Genomic DNA, 16,368 nt, shown 5'->3' with positions numbered 1-16,368 from the left:
TTCCGGATGCCGAAAAGGATAATAGAGTAGGCTCGCCTAAATCCACTGTCATGTTCAACAACGCCGCACTCGACGTAGCCATCGGGCTTATTTTTATCTACCTTCTCTATAGCTTACTGGCAACTGTTGTCCAGGAAATGTTCGCGTCCCGGACCGGCCTTCGTGGCAGGTTACTGGCCAGAGCTATCCAAAGAATGTTGGATGACGGCAGGAGCGCACGGCCGGGAAGACTGGGCAGGGCCTGGAAGTGGTTGAGCGGTGATCAGGCATATAAATCAGCCAGAGGCGCAGCCAAGGCAGACCCTAAAGTCAGCGATGCTTTTTTTGCCCACCCGCTAATCAAATACCTTCGGGCCGATACCTTCCTGGTCCAGCGAAAACGCCCATCCTATATCGACCCGGAAACCTTCACCAAGGTACTGGTCGATCTGCTGCGCGGCCCCGATGCAAAGCCAGGCATTTCCGACCGTAAACTCATCGAGCACAGTCTGCAACACCGGGAGATTGCCTGGAAGATAAATGGAGATAAGCTCATAGGCGGCAAACACTTAAAGGATCATCATAAAGGTTGGACATACCCCAAGCTTGAAGAAGACACCGCCATTTACCTGGAATCAGTCTGGGCCGATGCCCAGGGCGATGTCAGCAAATTTCGGGGATTTATCAGCGATTGGTTCAATGAAATGATGGACCGCACCACCGGCTGGTACAAAAAATACACACAAATCTACCTGCTGATAATCGGTCTACTCATTGCAGGTTTATTCAATGTTGATACCATCCGGATCGCCAAAGCGCTCGAAGCCAACCCCGAAATGCGCAGCCAGCTTATCAGCCAGGTCAGCGCCTTCACAAAGGCCCACCCCGACCTCGTCAATCAGTTAAAGACCGACCAAACAGCGCTCAAAGCCCCGCCGCCTAATGTCAAAGACACTGCCGCAAGAAAGGCCTATTTAGCCGAACAAGCCGAACTACAAAAGAAGATCAATGCCAACCCGGCCAAGGCCGTTCAGGACAAAGAAGTGCAGATCATCAGCAAATACCTGCCGGAAGCCACACACACTTTAGGCATCGGCTACGAAGGAGGCTTTGGGAAGAACGTCAACTGCCTAACCCCTTTCGGCTGGCTGCTAACTGCCATAGCCATTTCCCTGGGTGCACCTTTCTGGTTCGACCTACTCAACAAACTCATGCAGCTGCGCAGCGCTGTGGCTCCGAATGAAGACAGTAAAAACAGCGGCAAAAAAGGCCCTGCACCCAAGAACCTTAAAACCGTTGGCTGATGAAATTGACCGTTAAAGATAACTACCTGAATGTCCGTGCTGGTCGGCCCAGCGTTAACGCCCCAAGCGACCGCTACCTGGAGCCCGGGGACGAAGTGGAAGTCGACGATACGGCATATCCAGGCGATGCCTATGACGGCATCGGCACCTGGTTTCGCGACAAAGCCAACAATTACTATTGGAGCGGCGGCTTTCAAACCACAGACCTGACCGATAAACAAAGTTTCTCCTGGTTCGATGAACTAAAAATCAAAGACCTATGGGACACCTACGGCGAGTATGGTTCCCTGGCCACCGTGGCCGTACTCGATACCGGCTATGACATCGGCAATACCGATCTTGCGCCGGCGGTTACCGATAGTGATATTCTGATCGATTACGCAAGTACCATCATGGATAAGAGCCATGACCTGCACGGTACACATTGCAGTTCACTCATTGCCGCCCGTAATACCCTGCACTGGTATATCGGCGTAGCCCCACAGTGCAGACTGCTGTGCGGCAAGATCAGTTCCGGTGGCGAACTGCGGAATTTTAATAGTATTATTTCCGGTATCAAATGGGCTATCGGCAAAGGGGCCGATATTATTTCCGTTAGTTACGGATCCCCCCTGAACGATACGGACAAGACAAACTTCCAAAGCCAGCTGAATCAACTATTAGTTGATAAAAATGTCCTGATGTTTGCGGCTTCAGGCAACAATTTCGCGGGCGGCGTGATCAGCCAGGATCTTTATCCTGCCTCTTTTAGCAATTTTGTATCCGTTGGCGCCACCGATGCAAACGGACAACTCAGCGATATTACCGTGCGTAGCGAACACACGATCATACATAGCCGCGGCACCGATATCGAGTCTTACGGTACAGCTTCCACACCTGCAGCTCAAAGCGGCACCAGCTTTTCTACACCGATCATCGCCGCAATAGCAGCTCTGGGGGTCTCGGCCTGCAAAAAAAAGACCGGCAATTGGGATGCCGCCAAACTTCTGTCTGCGCTATATAACAGCGGAAGCGACCTAAATGGCTTCCAGGGAAAAAAAGTAATCGATCCGGCCAATTTTTTTGAAATACTAATTAACACTTAAACCCCAACCATATGAAACGAAACCTTTACCTTCTCTTACCTCTTTTTCTTATGCTGACCGGCACCGCTGCGTACAGTGCAGATCCTACAAGCAGCTCGGACTATTACCGCGCCGCCTACCTGAAAAAATTTTACGATACGGATGCCAAAACAATCACCATCACAAAGGAGATACAGGATCTTTTAGCAAATGATATTTACTATAAAAAAGGAACCCCGATCAATAAAACACTGCTCGATAAAAATCCTTTCTTCAAAGGTTTGTTCGAAGACCCGGGCGCTATGGGCGGAGGAAACCTTCCCGCGGGGTTCAGCAAAGGGATCACCGCCCTTGGTAATGTCGACGTCACAAAATTCGCCAACGCCATCGCTGATCTAATGATCGACCGCGCCAAGCAGGAACTCACCGTCGCCTTTTTTAACCGCTTCAAAAAACTATCAGACAAATATCCCGAGTTCCAGCTTATGTTTCCAAAAACATCAGATAACCTGCGGAACCTGTTGAGTTTTACCTATCCGCAGATGCTGCCCAAACTCAGGGACGGCTTTTTTGACGATCTGCAACAGGTTACGTATAATCTGGAAGCCGTGCTGGAACTGCCCAAATACCAGACCCTGATGGAGAACTTCCCGGAAGTACCCGCCGCCATTGCCTGTGTTAAACTCATGCACGAGATTGAGGACGGAGCATCCCCGGATAAAGTCATCGTCGACATCGATCAGGCCATCAGCGATATCGAAGGAAAGCCCTTTTACACCAATGCCAGTGATGGCTTCAAAAACCTGGTCGCTACCGTGCACTTCGCTAAAATATTTTCCGAAAGCCTTAGCAGCACTACCCCATCCAGGAGCTGGGTCACCCCAACTGAACTCAAAACGATGTTCGCCGATGATATAACCACCAAACTTTATTTCGGGCTGCTGTACAGCGAGGTGCAGCTCAAAAATCTGACCTACCATATCGGCGGTCAAACCGAGACGCTGTGCAGCTGGATGGACAACAAAGCCAACAGCCTGCTTTTATTGGAAAACAAACTATCCCAGTTTATTGCGTTAACAGAAAAAGTGCAGAAATCCCGTGACGATATTGCTGCCAAAAGGGCCGCCGGTACAAAACTGGCCCCTGACGATTATTTCAACTATATTAATGTGGCGATCGACGCAGCCGATTACACCTTCAGTGTTGTAAAGGTCTTCGATCAATCTCTCCAAGCCGACGAGTACCTGACCATCGTCCGCAAGTCCAACAACCTGTATAAAGACATCTACACCAAAAAATATACCGCTGCTGTCACTGATGCCATCGACATCATCGACAACGTACAAATCCTGACCAAAGACCGTAGCGGCAGCTTCACCAAATCAACTATTACGGGGGCATTGGATTATAAGAAAGCGTCCGATCAGCTATTTTCGTATGTTGACAAGATTCGACCTTACGTGATTTTTATTGGCAATGTAGTTGATGCCGACAGCGAAGATGATATCAAAGCCGCCCTCGACAATGCCATCCTGCCCGTAGGCAGTTCCTCGATCAAGAAAAACACCCGGAACAACCTATCCGTGCAAAGCTACCTCGGGGCTTATTACAGTATCTATAACGGCAACCCCACAGCGCTACGGGCCTGGTCGGACAAGTTTGGCGTTTACGGTCCCATCGGACTATCCTATACCCCTGGTTTTCTCAGTTGGGGTAATTACGGCTCTATGAGTGTGTTCGGCTCAGTCTTCGACCTGGGCGCTATCATCGACTATAAACTTCAGAAAGACCCATCGGTAGCTACCAGTACCGACCCAGCCAAGACCACCAATTCCACCAAAAACTATTCAATTAACCTGGGGCAAATCTTTTCACCCGGACTGCACGCAGTCTATGGCTTCGGTGCTAACCTGCCATTGTCATTAGGCTTCGGCATGCAGTACGGTCCCGGGTTATCCAAGATAGACAATACCGGTACCATCACTGTCAACAACCCCTCGATTCGGTGGAACTTTTTCCTGGCTGTAGACCTGCCATTCTTTACCATTGCCAATAAAGTCAGAACCAAATAAACCATTCTCAGCTCCCCCATTACCAGCAGACTATACCTCAGGGGCATGTCAGATTGCTAATTTGAAACATTGGTATGAAAAAAAAGACGAGTAAAAAGAATGGCTGATCGAAAGATTAAAAAACGCTGTATCTAAGGAAGAAAAACCGCTTCTGATGGTAATAGCGATAATAATTATCGAGATGGCGATTATAGAACCGAATCGTGATGAAGAAATTCAAAATAGCCGTGATTTATCAAATAAAAGATGCATCTCTATGCTTATAATACGTATCTCAAAATCCTCTAAAACACAAAACCCTCTCTACGTAATATAGAGAGGGTTTGTACTCTTAGCAGGAGTCAGGTCGAAAAAATTCATCGAAGATTTACGACGACTAACAAAACTAAGTCTCTTAAAAACAGATAAATAAATACAGTTAAAAATTAGCACACCATCAGTAAGGTTACCGCCGTCAGAAAAAGAGATTTATCAAGAAACGTAAATGTTGCGAGCATGCCAACTGAATAAAAACATAAAAAAAATCTCACAACATGGAAACTTTACTACACCCGGCGAGCGATTTTCAAGCAGAAACAACGGTTGACCGGCCAACCCGAATTGACAATATCTAACATAAATCAAGCACTTGAGATAAGCGCATCTTAGTTGTTTCGATGTACCCCAGATTGCCCCTTCAAAGGCCCCCTTGTCTTTGATTATCGCTTCACCCTATCAAGGCTCGTTCGGGACTTACACCTATATCGGGCGCAAAAAAAAACTCACCGGAAATAATCCAGTGAGTTTCGGGCATTAAGTTATCTAATGCTTACGATTGGGTTAAACATAAACAACGCTCAATGTAATTGGTACATTCAATGCTTTTGATATGATGCAATGTGCCTTTGCGCCTTCAGCAATTTCGCTAAACGTTGATTCTTCTACACCTTCGATAACGCTGGCCCGCAAATCTAAATGTATGCTTGTAATGCTCAACGCTTGCATATCAAGGTCAAGTGTTGCCGTAGTAAAGATATCACCGGCAGAAACGTTGTGATGTGCTAATGTTGCACTAAGGGCCATCGAAAAACAACCTGCATGTGCTGCGGCGATCAACTCTTCGGGATTGGTGCCGATGCCATCAGCAAAGCGGGTTTTAAATGAATATTGTGTTTCGTTAAGCACGTTGCTTTGTGTGCTGATTTCTCCTTGTCCTTCTTGTAAGGTACCGTTCCAATGTGCTTTTGCAATACGTTTCATGATTTTCTGATTTATAAGTTAAAAATTATTGTTAATGCTTATCGGTATTATTTGCTTTCGGCAATCAGGATCGCAGCCAGTTTATCAGGCATAGAAGTAAATGGGGTATGGCTGCTTTGCAGGGTGTATACTTTAGCCACTTTGCTTGCTTTAAACATGTATTGTTGTGCAGGATAGCTGATGGCATGGTCATTAACGGTATGGATATACACTTTTTTAACGCTGCCGAAATTATTTTCAGTAAGGTGTACCGGTGTGGCAAGCGGAACCAGCGGTTCTGGTTTGATATTAGCGGCGATATAATCCTGAACCCGCTGAGGCGCATCGGCTGCAAAAATATCGGCGGCTGCATCTTTGGCGATGATGGCTGCGCCACGCTCCTTATCGATAGTAAGGGATTTGCCGATGTGAGATGCAGGATCTTGTTGGGCCAGTGATAAAAGACTATCACCATCGTGCGGTAACGCAGCTGCGAGAAAAATCAGTTCTTTAATTTGCGCTGGTTCTTCTTCAGCAACCTGGCTGATCACCATTCCGGCAAAACTGTGGCCTACCAAAACTACATTAGTGCGGGTGCCGATGGCTGCTTTTACTTGGTCAACATAACTTTGAAAGGTGATATCTGCAAATGAGGTGGTGTCTTTTCCATGGCCGGCAAGGTTGACGGTGATCACCTCTTCGCCCCGGGCTTTTAACAAAGGCGTTACCGCATTCCATGAGGACGCATCTGACCAGGCGCCGTGAACCAGGATAATGGTTTTAGAATTTGTATGTGTTGCTTTTTGGGCCTGAGCAGTAAAACCTAATATGCTCAATACCATCATTATTATTGCTGTTTTCATGTTGCTTAATGCCTAATCATTTAGGACATGACAAACATCGGGCGATGCCGCCGCAATAAGTTTAACCGAGGTTAAAATCGAAAAAGAGCCTGCAAAAAATAATGGTCAGTTTTTTATTATGTTAATTGAACAATAGGAGAATAATAAAGCCTAAACCCCAGTACATGAAATTGCTACTGGCGATGGGCTTTCGAACTGTCTGATTGAAAAGATTCAGGAATATTTTGTTTTTGCAATGCCGAGCTTTTTCATTCTGGATTGTAAGGTAGATACATTGATATTCATCACTTTGGGGCCAGGTGCATGTGCGATACTAAAACTTACTGGGGCGCAAAACGAGCTGCAGATGGCCACCCCGCTCCTTTTAAACTTACGGATGTAGCATAGGTAACGAAGATTGGTTTGACAGCTTACATACCTACGACGTCGTTTCAAACAGTTTCAGGCAGCTATTAAAGCCAGGTATCCACAATTACGCTGTATCTCAACTATTGAAGACTACAAGCCCGACCGGGTGGTAAGTGTTAAACCCGAAATGTTGATGAACATTATTATCAATCGGCCTCGGAAATGGAAGAGGATGCTGCGAAATACGATAGCTATAACCGTGCAACCAGTCCTAAAATATTTGTGGGCGAATGGGCCGCTCGTGAAGGAGCACCTACAACCAACCTTAATGCAACGCTCGGAGATGCCGCCTGGATGACCGGTATGAAACGCAATAGTGACCTGGTGGAGCGCTCATGTTATGCTCCATTATTTGTGAATGTGAACTAGGCGGGCAACGCACAACCGAAAGCCTGGCAACCCATTGCCCACGGGCCGCTATTGCTACCCAGTATTACGCTCATCTCCTCCTTCAACCGGACCTATAAGCACTCGTAAGCCTTAAATCAGCCTATAGATAATCGCCGCTCGCAGAAAACAATGTCATTCCGCAAGATCTGCGGGCATCTGTTGGGTTATCCAATAATGACCGCAGTTTCAATGGATATAAGTAATTCCCGGCTTGACAACGTATTGGAAAATATGCTTTTCAAATTTTTTTCTGATAAGAAAACCTGAATTAAATAACATGGCGATATCGCCTGTGCCTTAACTCTTCGACTATCAGGCTTGCAGGGTATTTTTACGAGCGTATCAAAATTTATAATTCACTTTGGAATATGAATAAAAATTAATCCGCTTTTCATAGCCTCTTCAGTCCGGCCTGGTAGTTTTGAATCGTAAAATAATTCAAAATTAAGCAAGGAAAAAATGAAAAGTCAAATTAAAAAAATAGCCATTACCGCCTGTTTCGCAGTAATGAGCGGATTGACAATGGCACAGGTCCGTCCGTTAAATAATCCACCGGTGCCACCAGCAGGAGGCCCTGGTGAAATGCCGCCCCCACCTCCCGGCAGACACCAAAGAGGTCCCGAACGCAGTCTGGTATTAAAAACGCTGACAACACTCAATGGCAAAGTGGTAGCCTATCAAACCAATGACAGGTATACATATAATAGTTTTACCCTTCAAAACGGCAGCCAGGTAATCACAGTCAGGTTTCCCGAACAATTAGGCAAAAGGTTAATGAGCGCAGCGGGCCAAGGTGAAACAGTAACAGTCAAGGGATTTACGGACAATGGCCCAGATGGCACAATTGCATTCCAGATGGTAAGCCTAACCGCAGGGGCTAACCAAATTGTTGATACACCACCGGCGGCGCCGATTGTACCTGCGACAGCGGAAGCGGGTATATTTAGCGGAAGCATCAGCGAGTTTAAGCGTGATCAGGGCGGCGCGATCAGGGGGATTAATCTGGATAGTAAGGTGCAGGTAGACCTGCCGCCGCCAGCTGTGGAGCAATTACGGCCGATGTTAAAAACAGGTGATAAAGTTAAAGTGACCGGCTTTAAAGATACACCACTCTCAGGTGTCGCAATGGCAGCCGGAGCGCCAACGATCGTTCATCCGCAAACCATTGAAGTAAATGGCCAGACGTATTTGTTACGCTGAAATAATCCGGGGAGATAACATCTCCCCGAACTATTTTACGAATTATTATCCGTTCCTGAACTACTTGGCTGTTTTGGTGTTAACAGTTTAATATTTTAAAGATTTCAGGCAGTAATGGATTCGGAAAAGGACGACAATTTAAGGGACAAAACATCTCATGGGAGGAATAACCGCCCCTTGCTGATTGTAATTATCTTATTGTTATTTATTATTATCTGGCTACTGATAAAACCGCCGGTTCCCTTACTGCCCAGGCCGCCCCTGCATGAAGATAGCCCCGGACCCGAAAAACCGCAAAAAGAGCGGATGATCACAGGCATCGTTACTGCTTACAAAAACAACCCGCACTTAGATGTGAACGCTTTGGAATTGAAAACCAAGACCTCCGGAACGGTGACAATTGATTTTCGCCCGCATACGGCCGAAGCTGTAACCAGGATCGGTACTTTGGGACAAACGGTTACGCTTACGTATAGTTTACACCCGAACGATGAAGTTGTCGGCTATCAATTGATGGCTATTGAAAATAAAAGATCCGGTATAAAACAGATCCTTAAAGATCTGCCACCGCCACCGGACGTGCCCAACCACCAGACTCAGAATTTCACACTGGACAAACCTGTTTTGATAACCGACCAATATGGTGGAATCGTGGCGTTGCACAAAAACGACCTTTTATTTCATTTCAAACCGGGACTGGTGGATGACATAGCGCCATTAATTAAAGAAAACAACCATTTCGATCTGGTTGCTGTCAGACGGCCTGATGACCAGGGTTTTATCAATGTCAATCATGACAAAGTATACATCGTTTTAAGCATCACGATCAATAACAAAACATTCCTGGTAAGATGAAAATATTATTGATAGAAGACGAACTTAAACTCGCCGGATTTATAACCGATGGATTGAAGCACGCCGGTCATGTCATCGATCATGCAGCCGACGGAAGCAAGGGACTTGAAACAGCGATGGCAGGAAGTTACGACCTCATTTTACTTGACCTGATGCTGCCGGCCATGAACGGCTTCGAAGTATTAAAAAACCTGCGCAGTTTCCATAACCAAACGCCTGTAATCATCCTTAGCGCCTTAAATGATACCGAACACGTGATCAGCGGCCTTGATCTCGGAGCTATTGATTACCTGAAAAAACCGTTCGACCTGGAAGAATTATTGGCAAGGGTACGTTCGGTGCAAAGGCGTTCGTTAGCACAGGGAGGGCTAAAACTTCAGGTATCGGACCTGAAGGTGGATCTGCTCAGCAGGGAAGTTTGCAGGGCGGGGAAGCAGGTTATCCTGAGCAATCGTGAGTTTTCCTTACTGGAATTCCTGCTCTCTAATCCTAATAAAGTGGTCACCAAATCGCAGATCCTGGAAAAGGTCTGGGATATGAATTTTGACCCAGGAAGCAATGTGGTGGAAGTTCACCTCTATCAGCTCCGAAAAAAAATGGACAGGGGTTATGAAACAGAACTCATACAAACGGTCATCGGCAGGGGCTATATCCTGAAAGGGGAAGTTCAAAAAGGCTAAACGGATGACAGGAAAACGGCAATTCGGCATTAAATTAAAAATAACGATCGCATTCAGCCTGATCTTTATTTTGCTAAGTTTTTCTTTTAACCTGTATTGCTACCGGCAAATCAGGACGCTGATGATCTCGGACAATAATGCCTTCCTGCTGGCAAGGGCACAGACGCTGCTGGATAAAACAGAAATATCACCGGTTATCATTCCTTTGCCGGATAACAATACCTCGATCCGGGTGCTTTATCATTTCGGAGGAAAACCAATAACCGTTTTTCAGTCGCCAGGCGTAATCAGCAATATCAATACACCATCTAAAACCGGTGTGAGCGATACCTTAGGTATGCGGGTGGCTTATGTGATCAGCAACAATGAGGATAACCCGGCCGAGCTGATGCTGGTCCGCAGCGGCTACCATTTAAACGGCAACTTGCATTACCTGCTTTTATTGCTGTTTGCCTGCAGCCTGATCAGTGTGCTGCTGGCAGGTTTGATCGCCTATATTTTATCCTTCTACCTGTTACAACCCGTGCAGCGGATCATCAACGCGGCGAAGGTGATCAATACCAATAAGCTCAGGGATGTCATTCCGGTCAGGAAGACGAATGATGAATTGCAGGAGTTAACAGTAACTATCAATACGATGCTGGTAAGGATCGATTTATCCTTACAGCAGCAACAGAATTTTTTTGCATCAGCCTCGCACGAATTGAAAACCCCGCTGGCCATTATGCGTGCTGAGATTGAAGTTCAGCTTTTAAAACCTGACCTCGATACGTCGCTTTCAAACCTGATGCAAAGCCAGCTGTCGGAGATTAACAGGCTTCAGCAGGTGGTGCAGGAATTTTTATTGATCAGTCAATTGAAAAGCAATGGGATAGCTTTATATAAACAACCTGTCGATCTATCATCGCTGACGCTTAAACTGTTTCACCGGGTACAGCCCTTACTGCAGCAAAAGGGACTCACAAAAAACATCGATTTTGATAAAAAGGCAGAAACATTTATTATTTGTGGCGATGAAGATAAGTTGAACATCTTATTGATGAATCTTATTGAAAATGCCATTAAATATGCGGCTCCACATACCGAAGTCACCTGTACCGTTCAAGGATCTGAACTGAAGGGTCATATTGCGATATCGGTCCAAAATGCGATGTTGCAGCAAAGCATTCCAACAGAAAACCTGCAAAACGCCTTTCACCGGGAAGCCCTCGATGCCAATGGTGCAGGTATGGGACTTTGGCTGGTGGATCAGATTACGCGTCTCCATGGCGGTAGTTTCAGCATCCAAAGCAGCAACTTTCTTTTCGTAGCAACGATCAGCCTTCCGATAGCATAGTTGCGCTTCACTTTAACGTTCCCCTCTGAGCTAAGCTTCCACGTCAATATGAAGAAAAATTAATATCGCCCAATTTGTGTTTAAAAAACTCAAAATCAATTACTTATTATCTATCAATCCATTTCAATGCTTAAACAATAAATCAGCTCGTCTTGTTGACAAATCCGTATGAGCAAACAACTAAAATCCACAACGGCAGACAAAAAGATCATCTGGCCGCTCCAATCCCTTAATTTCTTTATGGCCGATCTGCAGGCAGGGATCGGGCCCTTCCTCGGCATATTCCTGCTGGCGCACGGCTGGAAAAGCGGCTTGATAGGGTCGGTCATGACCATAGGCGGGGTAGCCGGGATGATCATGACCATTCCCGCTGGCGCACTGATCGATGCCACCAAACGAAAACGTTTTTACGTAGTGATCTCCGCAGTATTTACGATACTGGCTTCCTGCATTATTCTGTTCACCCAGGAGTTTTGGCTCGTCAGCATTTCCCAAGTGGCAACGGCCATAGCCGGTTCGGCTATAGGGCCCGCCATAATTGGAATTACCCTGGGGATAGTTAAGCAAAAAGGGTTTAACCGACAGAATGGACACAACCAAGCTTTTAATCACGCGGGTAATGTCGCAGGATCTGCCCTGTCAGGTTATCTCGGGTATAAATATGGCATGCCTGCCATATTTTTATTAGCTGCCTTTTTTGGGGTATTGTCCATCATCTCCGTATTGATGATCCCGGCGGATGCTATCGACGATAACGCAGCCCGAGGTATGAAAGAAGGTGGCCAAGACGATAAGGCGAGTGGTTTTAAAGTACTGTTTCAATGTAAATCTTTACTGGTGCTGGCCGGCGCACTGGCGTTCTTTCACCTGGGAAACGGCGCGATGCTGCCGTTATACGGGCTGGCTGCAGCCACCAAAAGTCATGAAAATGCATCCGTATTTGTGTCGATGACCATTATAATTGCTCAACTGGTGATGATTGGGACTTCTTTGCTGGCCATGCGCATGGCCGATAAAAGCGGGTACTGGCTCGTATTGTTAATTTCTTTCCTATCATTACCTGTTCGGGGCTTTATCGCAGCACATATGGCCAGCCATACCGGTATCTATCCCGTTCAGATACTGGATGGTATAGGTGCGGGACTGCAAAGTGTCGCTGTACCCGGTTTGGTAGCTCATATCCTGAACGGAACAGGACGGGTAAATATAGGCCAGGGCGCGGTTATGACGGTACAAGGACTTGGAGCTTCCCTCAGCCCCGCCATTGGCGGCTGGATAGCGCAGAGCTTAGGTTATAATACCACTTTTATGATCCTTGGCGGATTTGCCATGGGTTCGATTTTATTGTGGGTTGTATTTGCAGAAACCATAAAAGATGCCTGCTAACCAGTATTAATTTTTCTTCATACTGTAACCGTCAAAGAACAAGCTTTATCTAATTAGGTTAACATCATAATTAATTAAACATGGAAACATTACATAAAAAACAAACCGAAATCAGCGGGATCGTCGGAAATTACCTCGCTAACAAACATGAAGATATTTCAGCCATAGAACTGGTAATTGAAGACAAAGCCCTGAAATTTAATTTTCCGCCGCACGCGGCGAAAACTATAATGGAAAAGGTTCGTCCAGGCAGTTTTGTTAAAGTTGTTTATGAGGAGGAAAAGCCTAAACATGATCCGAAGGGAGACAAAAAACCCAAACTGAAATTACTGGCTATTACCGGGACCCCTGGCGGGGATTTAATAATTGAAGAAATTAAACCTCAAAAAATAAATGGTGGGCCGTTGGCGGAATCGTTAACCTTCTCCAGTTTTGAGTTATTGAAAGGAAAAAAGGGTGACCTAACCGGGATTAAAAGTGGTAAGCAATTAGTTCATATTCATAAAGAAGATCAGGCGCTGGTCGAAATTATAACACCGGGATCTACATTAGAGATTACCGCAGTTAAAAGAACGGATGGGGGTTTCGTTAATCAAAACCAGGACGATGTATTTCATATCCAAAAATTATTAGCAGACGGACAGGAATATATCTCAAAAAAATAAGTACATGAACTCATCTCCCCTGATTTTCGCTCATATTGGCGACCTCCATACCACGAAAGCCAAAGAACAGAATTATATTGACCTGCTGTCGATCGTAGCTCAAATAGAAACAGAGCTCAGTGAACAGCTTGACTTTGTTGTATTACCCGGCGATAATGCCGATAACGGTTTAGCTGAACAATATGAATTAGTAACCGCGGCATTAAAAATGTTGAGTATACCGGTTTATATCCTGGCAGGAGACCATGACATGGAACAGGGAAACCTGGACAATATGTACCAAATGCCATTAACCAGGCAACTGCCGCTATCTGTATTACATAAGGATAACCGGTGTTTATTTATTGATGTTTGTGGACCCGGCAACGGTGGTCCTGACTTCCGGATAGGTCACAGGCAATTTCACTGGCTGCAGAACGAACTGGTTGCAGCCAGCAATGCGGGAGAAACAATACTTTTGTTTATGCACACCTTTCCGGCTGACCTGAAGGAGCCGGCAGAGCAGCAATTGCTTAATCTTCTCTTAGAAAAACATGATGTTTTATTGGTTGATATGGGACATACCCATTATAACGAAATCACCAACAACGGGCAAACCATATTTACGGCAACCCGCTCAACCGGGCAAATTGAGGAAGGGCCGGTAGGTTATTCGCTCACTGCCGTTCATGACGGCGTTATCAGCTGGCGATTTAAACAGCTGGCCGACCCGTTCCCCCTGGCCATGGTTACCTGGCCGGCTGATCACCGTTTACTGAACCGGGATAATCAGGTCATCGAAGGTGATTATGAAGTTTCGGCGGTTATTTTGGGTTCAGGGAAAACTTTAAAAGTTGAATGCAGGACTGGTATTTCCGACTGGCAGGAAATGGGCTTTTCAGAAACAGATAACCTGTGGAAAGCAACTGTGCATACACAGGAACAGCCATCAAACGAGTTGACCGTTAAAGCAACCGACATCACGGGCCGGCCGGGTATCTGGACGATACAACCTGCGACCAACAATTATAAAGAGCGGGAATACAAGCGGGATGGCAGCGATGCGGATACCATAGGTGCCTGGCCGGAAAACGGCCTCTTCGCTACCCAGCTCGGACCAAATCGTAACGGAAAGCCATCATGAATCACATCTTTATCTGGATCATCTCTTTTCTGGCCATCGCAGGTGTGATCATCCGGCCTTTCAAGGTCACTGAAGCTGTCTATGCGGTAAGCGGGGCTTTGCTACTATTAATATTCCAGCTAATCAGGCCATCAGAAGCGCTGACAGGGATAGGGAAAGGGCAGGATGTCTACCTGTTTTTGACGGGTATGATGCTACTGGCCGAAACAGCCCGGGAAGAGAAACTTTTCGACTGGCTGGCTGCTCATGCTACGATAAGGGCTAAAGGATCATCAGGGAGATTATTCTTATTGATTTACCTGGTAGGAGTGCTAATAACGACATTCCTTTCAAATGATGCCACCGCCGTTGTGTTAACTCCTGCGGTTGCGGCAGCGGTTAAAGCGGCTAAAGTGAAAAATCCTTTGCCTTATTTGTTGATCTGTGCTTTTATTGCCAACGCAGCATCTTTTGTATTGCCCATATCCAATCCGGCGAACCTGGTGATTTACGGCAAGCACATGCCGCCATTGCTGCATTGGCTCGGGCAATATCTGATACCATCTGTTTGTTCAATAACGGCCACTTATTTTATGCTTCGCTTTACGCAACGCAGCTGCTTTAAAGAAAAAATCATAACGGGCATCGACCTGTCCGAACTGTCTCCAGGCGGCAAGACTGCTTTGTACGGCATCTGCGGTACAGCCGTTATTTTATTAGCGTCCTCAGCTTTTAACATTCAACTCGGTTTACCAACAGCGATCACCGGCATTGTCACAACGATTATTGTATTATCCAGGGCAAAAAAAAGTCCGGTTACTATCATTAAAGGCATATCCTGGGCGATACTACCATTGGTGGCTGGACTATTTGTGCTCGTTGAGGCTTTGAATAAAACCGGCCTGACCCAACAGTTAACCCTGCTTCTTGATCACGCAGTCGCCCGATCCCAAACAGCAGCAGTATGGGCAAGTGGTTCGGTAATCGCAGTCGCCTGTAATTTAATGAATAACTTACCCGCCGGTTTAATTGCAGGAAATGTTTTACAAAGTGGTCATACGCCTGAAATTGTTAAGAGTGCTGTTTTAATTGGTGTTGATCTTGGGCCGAACCTATCCATAACGGGTTCACTTGCAACAATTTTATGGCTGGTCGCTTTGAGAAGAGAAGGCCTGGAAGTTAGCGCCTGGACATTTTTAAAATTAGGGAGTGTGGTCATGACTGTGGCGCTTGGCATAACTATTCTTTCGCTGCATGTCTAAGAAATTATTGTAGTTGAAGATGGATCTGGTTACAAAACAATATTCACCTCTGGATGTAAGGCTGAGTGCTAATGATGCAGAGGGACATCTATTGTAACCTCTATTATGCTGGGGTGTAAATATGCGATCTTGCTGGGCCTTATCACCGGCTTGTTCAACTTTATACCTTATATCGGGATTCACAGCACTGGTCTTAAGCGCCGCGGTGACCTTCGCTACGTCACCCGAACAAATAGCCGTTATTTATATCATAATTACCCTGGTTGTCACACATCTTATTGACAGTAATGTATTATTGCCATTAGTTGTGGGTTCCAAGGTAAGGATCAGTGCGCTGATTACCGAATTGGGAGCAATTATTGGTAAATTGGTCTGGGGGTATCCCTGGTATGTTCTTATCCATATCTGTTACAGCAGTTTTTAAAATAATTTTCGACCGGGTTGAAAGCCTCAAAGCGTGGGGCATCATTCTGGGCGATGAGGAACCTAAGCAAAACCGGCTGGCAAAAATGCTAACGGTCAGAAAAAAAATAGTCGCAACATGAATCGTTATTTGAGGTCAAGTCGGTCAACAACAATTTATT

At 45.9% G+C, this 16,368-nt stretch carries 14 protein-coding genes; 12 read left to right on the top strand and 2 right to left on the bottom strand.

Annotation, left to right across the window (positions count from 1 at the left end; all coding sequences use genetic code 11):
* The first annotated feature begins 137 nt into the window (after positions 1-137).
* The 3 genes from DEO27_RS08255 to DEO27_RS08245 are packed head-to-tail and all read left to right on the top strand — an operon-like array spanning position 138 to position 4,419.
* Positions 138-1,283: a hypothetical protein gene (locus tag DEO27_RS08255; RefSeq protein ID WP_146750025.1), complete on the top strand. Its 1,146-nt coding sequence runs from the start codon at positions 138-140 to the stop codon at positions 1,281-1,283.
* On the top strand, positions 1,283-2,368 hold the full coding sequence (locus DEO27_RS08250) for a S8 family peptidase (RefSeq protein WP_112570384.1): 1,086 nt from the start codon (positions 1,283-1,285) through the stop codon (positions 2,366-2,368). The genes DEO27_RS08255 and DEO27_RS08250 overlap by 1 nt, the downstream gene beginning before the upstream one ends.
* A gap of 11 nt (positions 2,369-2,379) precedes the next feature.
* Positions 2,380-4,419, top strand: a complete 2,040-nt coding sequence (locus tag DEO27_RS08245; RefSeq protein ID WP_146750024.1) for a hypothetical protein — start codon at positions 2,380-2,382, stop codon at positions 4,417-4,419.
* A gap of 819 nt (positions 4,420-5,238) precedes the next feature.
* On the opposite strand, the gene DEO27_RS08240 is transcribed toward DEO27_RS08245, so the two are convergent.
* Complete coding sequence (locus DEO27_RS08240; RefSeq protein ID WP_112570380.1) at positions 5,239-5,658, bottom strand: OsmC family protein; 420 nt, start codon at positions 5,656-5,658, stop codon at positions 5,239-5,241.
* A 47-nt stretch (positions 5,659-5,705) separates the two neighbouring features.
* Complete coding sequence (locus tag DEO27_RS08235) at positions 5,706-6,500, bottom strand: alpha/beta fold hydrolase (protein ID WP_112570378.1); 795 nt, start codon at positions 6,498-6,500, stop codon at positions 5,706-5,708.
* A 570-nt stretch (positions 6,501-7,070) separates the two neighbouring features.
* Between DEO27_RS08235 and DEO27_RS31695 the strand changes: the two genes are divergently transcribed.
* The 9 genes from DEO27_RS31695 to DEO27_RS08190 all read left to right on the top strand — a co-directional run bounded on the left by DEO27_RS31695 (position 7,071) and on the right by DEO27_RS08190 (position 15,784).
* Positions 7,071-7,277: an alpha-L-arabinofuranosidase C-terminal domain-containing protein gene (locus tag DEO27_RS31695; RefSeq protein WP_223818190.1), complete on the top strand. Its 207-nt coding sequence runs from the start codon at positions 7,071-7,073 to the stop codon at positions 7,275-7,277.
* 480 nt (positions 7,278-7,757) lie between these two features.
* The gene (locus tag DEO27_RS08225) at positions 7,758-8,498 is read left to right on the top strand and encodes a hypothetical protein (RefSeq protein ID WP_112570376.1); all 741 of its coding nucleotides are present in this window, start codon (positions 7,758-7,760) and stop codon (positions 8,496-8,498) included.
* Between the two features lie 114 nt (positions 8,499-8,612).
* Positions 8,613-9,353, top strand: coding sequence for a hypothetical protein (locus DEO27_RS08220; protein ID WP_112570375.1), 741 nt, complete (start codon positions 8,613-8,615; stop codon positions 9,351-9,353).
* A complete protein-coding gene (locus DEO27_RS08215) occupies positions 9,350-10,033 on the top strand; it encodes a response regulator transcription factor (RefSeq protein ID WP_112570373.1) in 684 nt (227 codons plus the stop codon). The genes DEO27_RS08220 and DEO27_RS08215 overlap by 4 nt, the downstream gene beginning before the upstream one ends.
* A gap of 4 nt (positions 10,034-10,037) precedes the next feature.
* Entirely contained in the window at positions 10,038-11,369 is a 1,332-nt protein-coding gene (locus tag DEO27_RS08210; protein ID WP_112570371.1) for a sensor histidine kinase, read from the top strand.
* A 168-nt stretch (positions 11,370-11,537) separates the two neighbouring features.
* Entirely contained in the window at positions 11,538-12,755 is a 1,218-nt protein-coding gene (locus tag DEO27_RS08205; protein ID WP_112570369.1) for an MFS transporter, read from the top strand.
* 80 nt (positions 12,756-12,835) lie between these two features.
* Positions 12,836-13,420, top strand: a complete 585-nt coding sequence (locus DEO27_RS08200; protein ID WP_112570367.1) for a hypothetical protein — start codon at positions 12,836-12,838, stop codon at positions 13,418-13,420.
* Positions 13,421-13,424: 4 nt separating this feature from the next.
* Positions 13,425-14,543, top strand: coding sequence for a metallophosphoesterase family protein (locus DEO27_RS08195; protein ID WP_112570365.1), 1,119 nt, complete (start codon positions 13,425-13,427; stop codon positions 14,541-14,543).
* On the top strand, positions 14,540-15,784 hold the full coding sequence (locus tag DEO27_RS08190; RefSeq protein ID WP_112570363.1) for an arsenic transporter: 1,245 nt from the start codon (positions 14,540-14,542) through the stop codon (positions 15,782-15,784). Before DEO27_RS08195 ends, DEO27_RS08190 begins: the two co-directional genes overlap by 4 nt.
* Positions 15,785-16,368: the final 584 nt, after the last annotated feature.

The organism is Mucilaginibacter rubeus, from assembly GCF_003286415.2.
In the GTDB taxonomy this organism is placed as follows: domain Bacteria; phylum Bacteroidota; class Bacteroidia; order Sphingobacteriales; family Sphingobacteriaceae; genus Mucilaginibacter; species Mucilaginibacter rubeus_A.
The sequence above is the reverse complement of the archived record's forward strand: the minus strand, read 5'-3'. Positions and strand labels throughout refer to the sequence as shown.

Excerpts from the sequence above, each read along its gene's own strand:
- DEO27_RS08255 (WP_146750025.1), top strand. The coding sequence starts at position 138 with ATGTTCGCGTCCCGGACCGGCCTTCGTGGCAGGTTACTGGCCAGAGCT.
- DEO27_RS08250 (WP_112570384.1), top strand. The coding sequence starts at position 1,283 with ATGAAATTGACCGTTAAAGATAACTACCTGAATGTCCGTGCTGGTCGG.
- DEO27_RS08245 (WP_146750024.1), top strand. The coding sequence starts at position 2,380 with ATGAAACGAAACCTTTACCTTCTCTTACCTCTTTTTCTTATGCTGACC.
- DEO27_RS08240 (WP_112570380.1), bottom strand. The coding sequence starts at position 5,658 with ATGAAACGTATTGCAAAAGCACATTGGAACGGTACCTTACAAGAAGGA.
- DEO27_RS08235 (WP_112570378.1), bottom strand. The coding sequence starts at position 6,500 with ATGAAAACAGCAATAATAATGATGGTATTGAGCATATTAGGTTTTACT.
- DEO27_RS31695 (WP_223818190.1), top strand. The coding sequence starts at position 7,071 with ATGGAAGAGGATGCTGCGAAATACGATAGCTATAACCGTGCAACCAGT.
- DEO27_RS08225 (WP_112570376.1), top strand. The coding sequence starts at position 7,758 with ATGAAAAGTCAAATTAAAAAAATAGCCATTACCGCCTGTTTCGCAGTA.
- DEO27_RS08220 (WP_112570375.1), top strand. The coding sequence starts at position 8,613 with ATGGATTCGGAAAAGGACGACAATTTAAGGGACAAAACATCTCATGGG.
- DEO27_RS08215 (WP_112570373.1), top strand. The coding sequence starts at position 9,350 with ATGAAAATATTATTGATAGAAGACGAACTTAAACTCGCCGGATTTATA.
- DEO27_RS08210 (WP_112570371.1), top strand. The coding sequence starts at position 10,038 with ATGACAGGAAAACGGCAATTCGGCATTAAATTAAAAATAACGATCGCA.
- DEO27_RS08205 (WP_112570369.1), top strand. The coding sequence starts at position 11,538 with ATGAGCAAACAACTAAAATCCACAACGGCAGACAAAAAGATCATCTGG.
- DEO27_RS08200 (WP_112570367.1), top strand. The coding sequence starts at position 12,836 with ATGGAAACATTACATAAAAAACAAACCGAAATCAGCGGGATCGTCGGA.
- DEO27_RS08195 (WP_112570365.1), top strand. The coding sequence starts at position 13,425 with ATGAACTCATCTCCCCTGATTTTCGCTCATATTGGCGACCTCCATACC.
- DEO27_RS08190 (WP_112570363.1), top strand. The coding sequence starts at position 14,540 with ATGAATCACATCTTTATCTGGATCATCTCTTTTCTGGCCATCGCAGGT.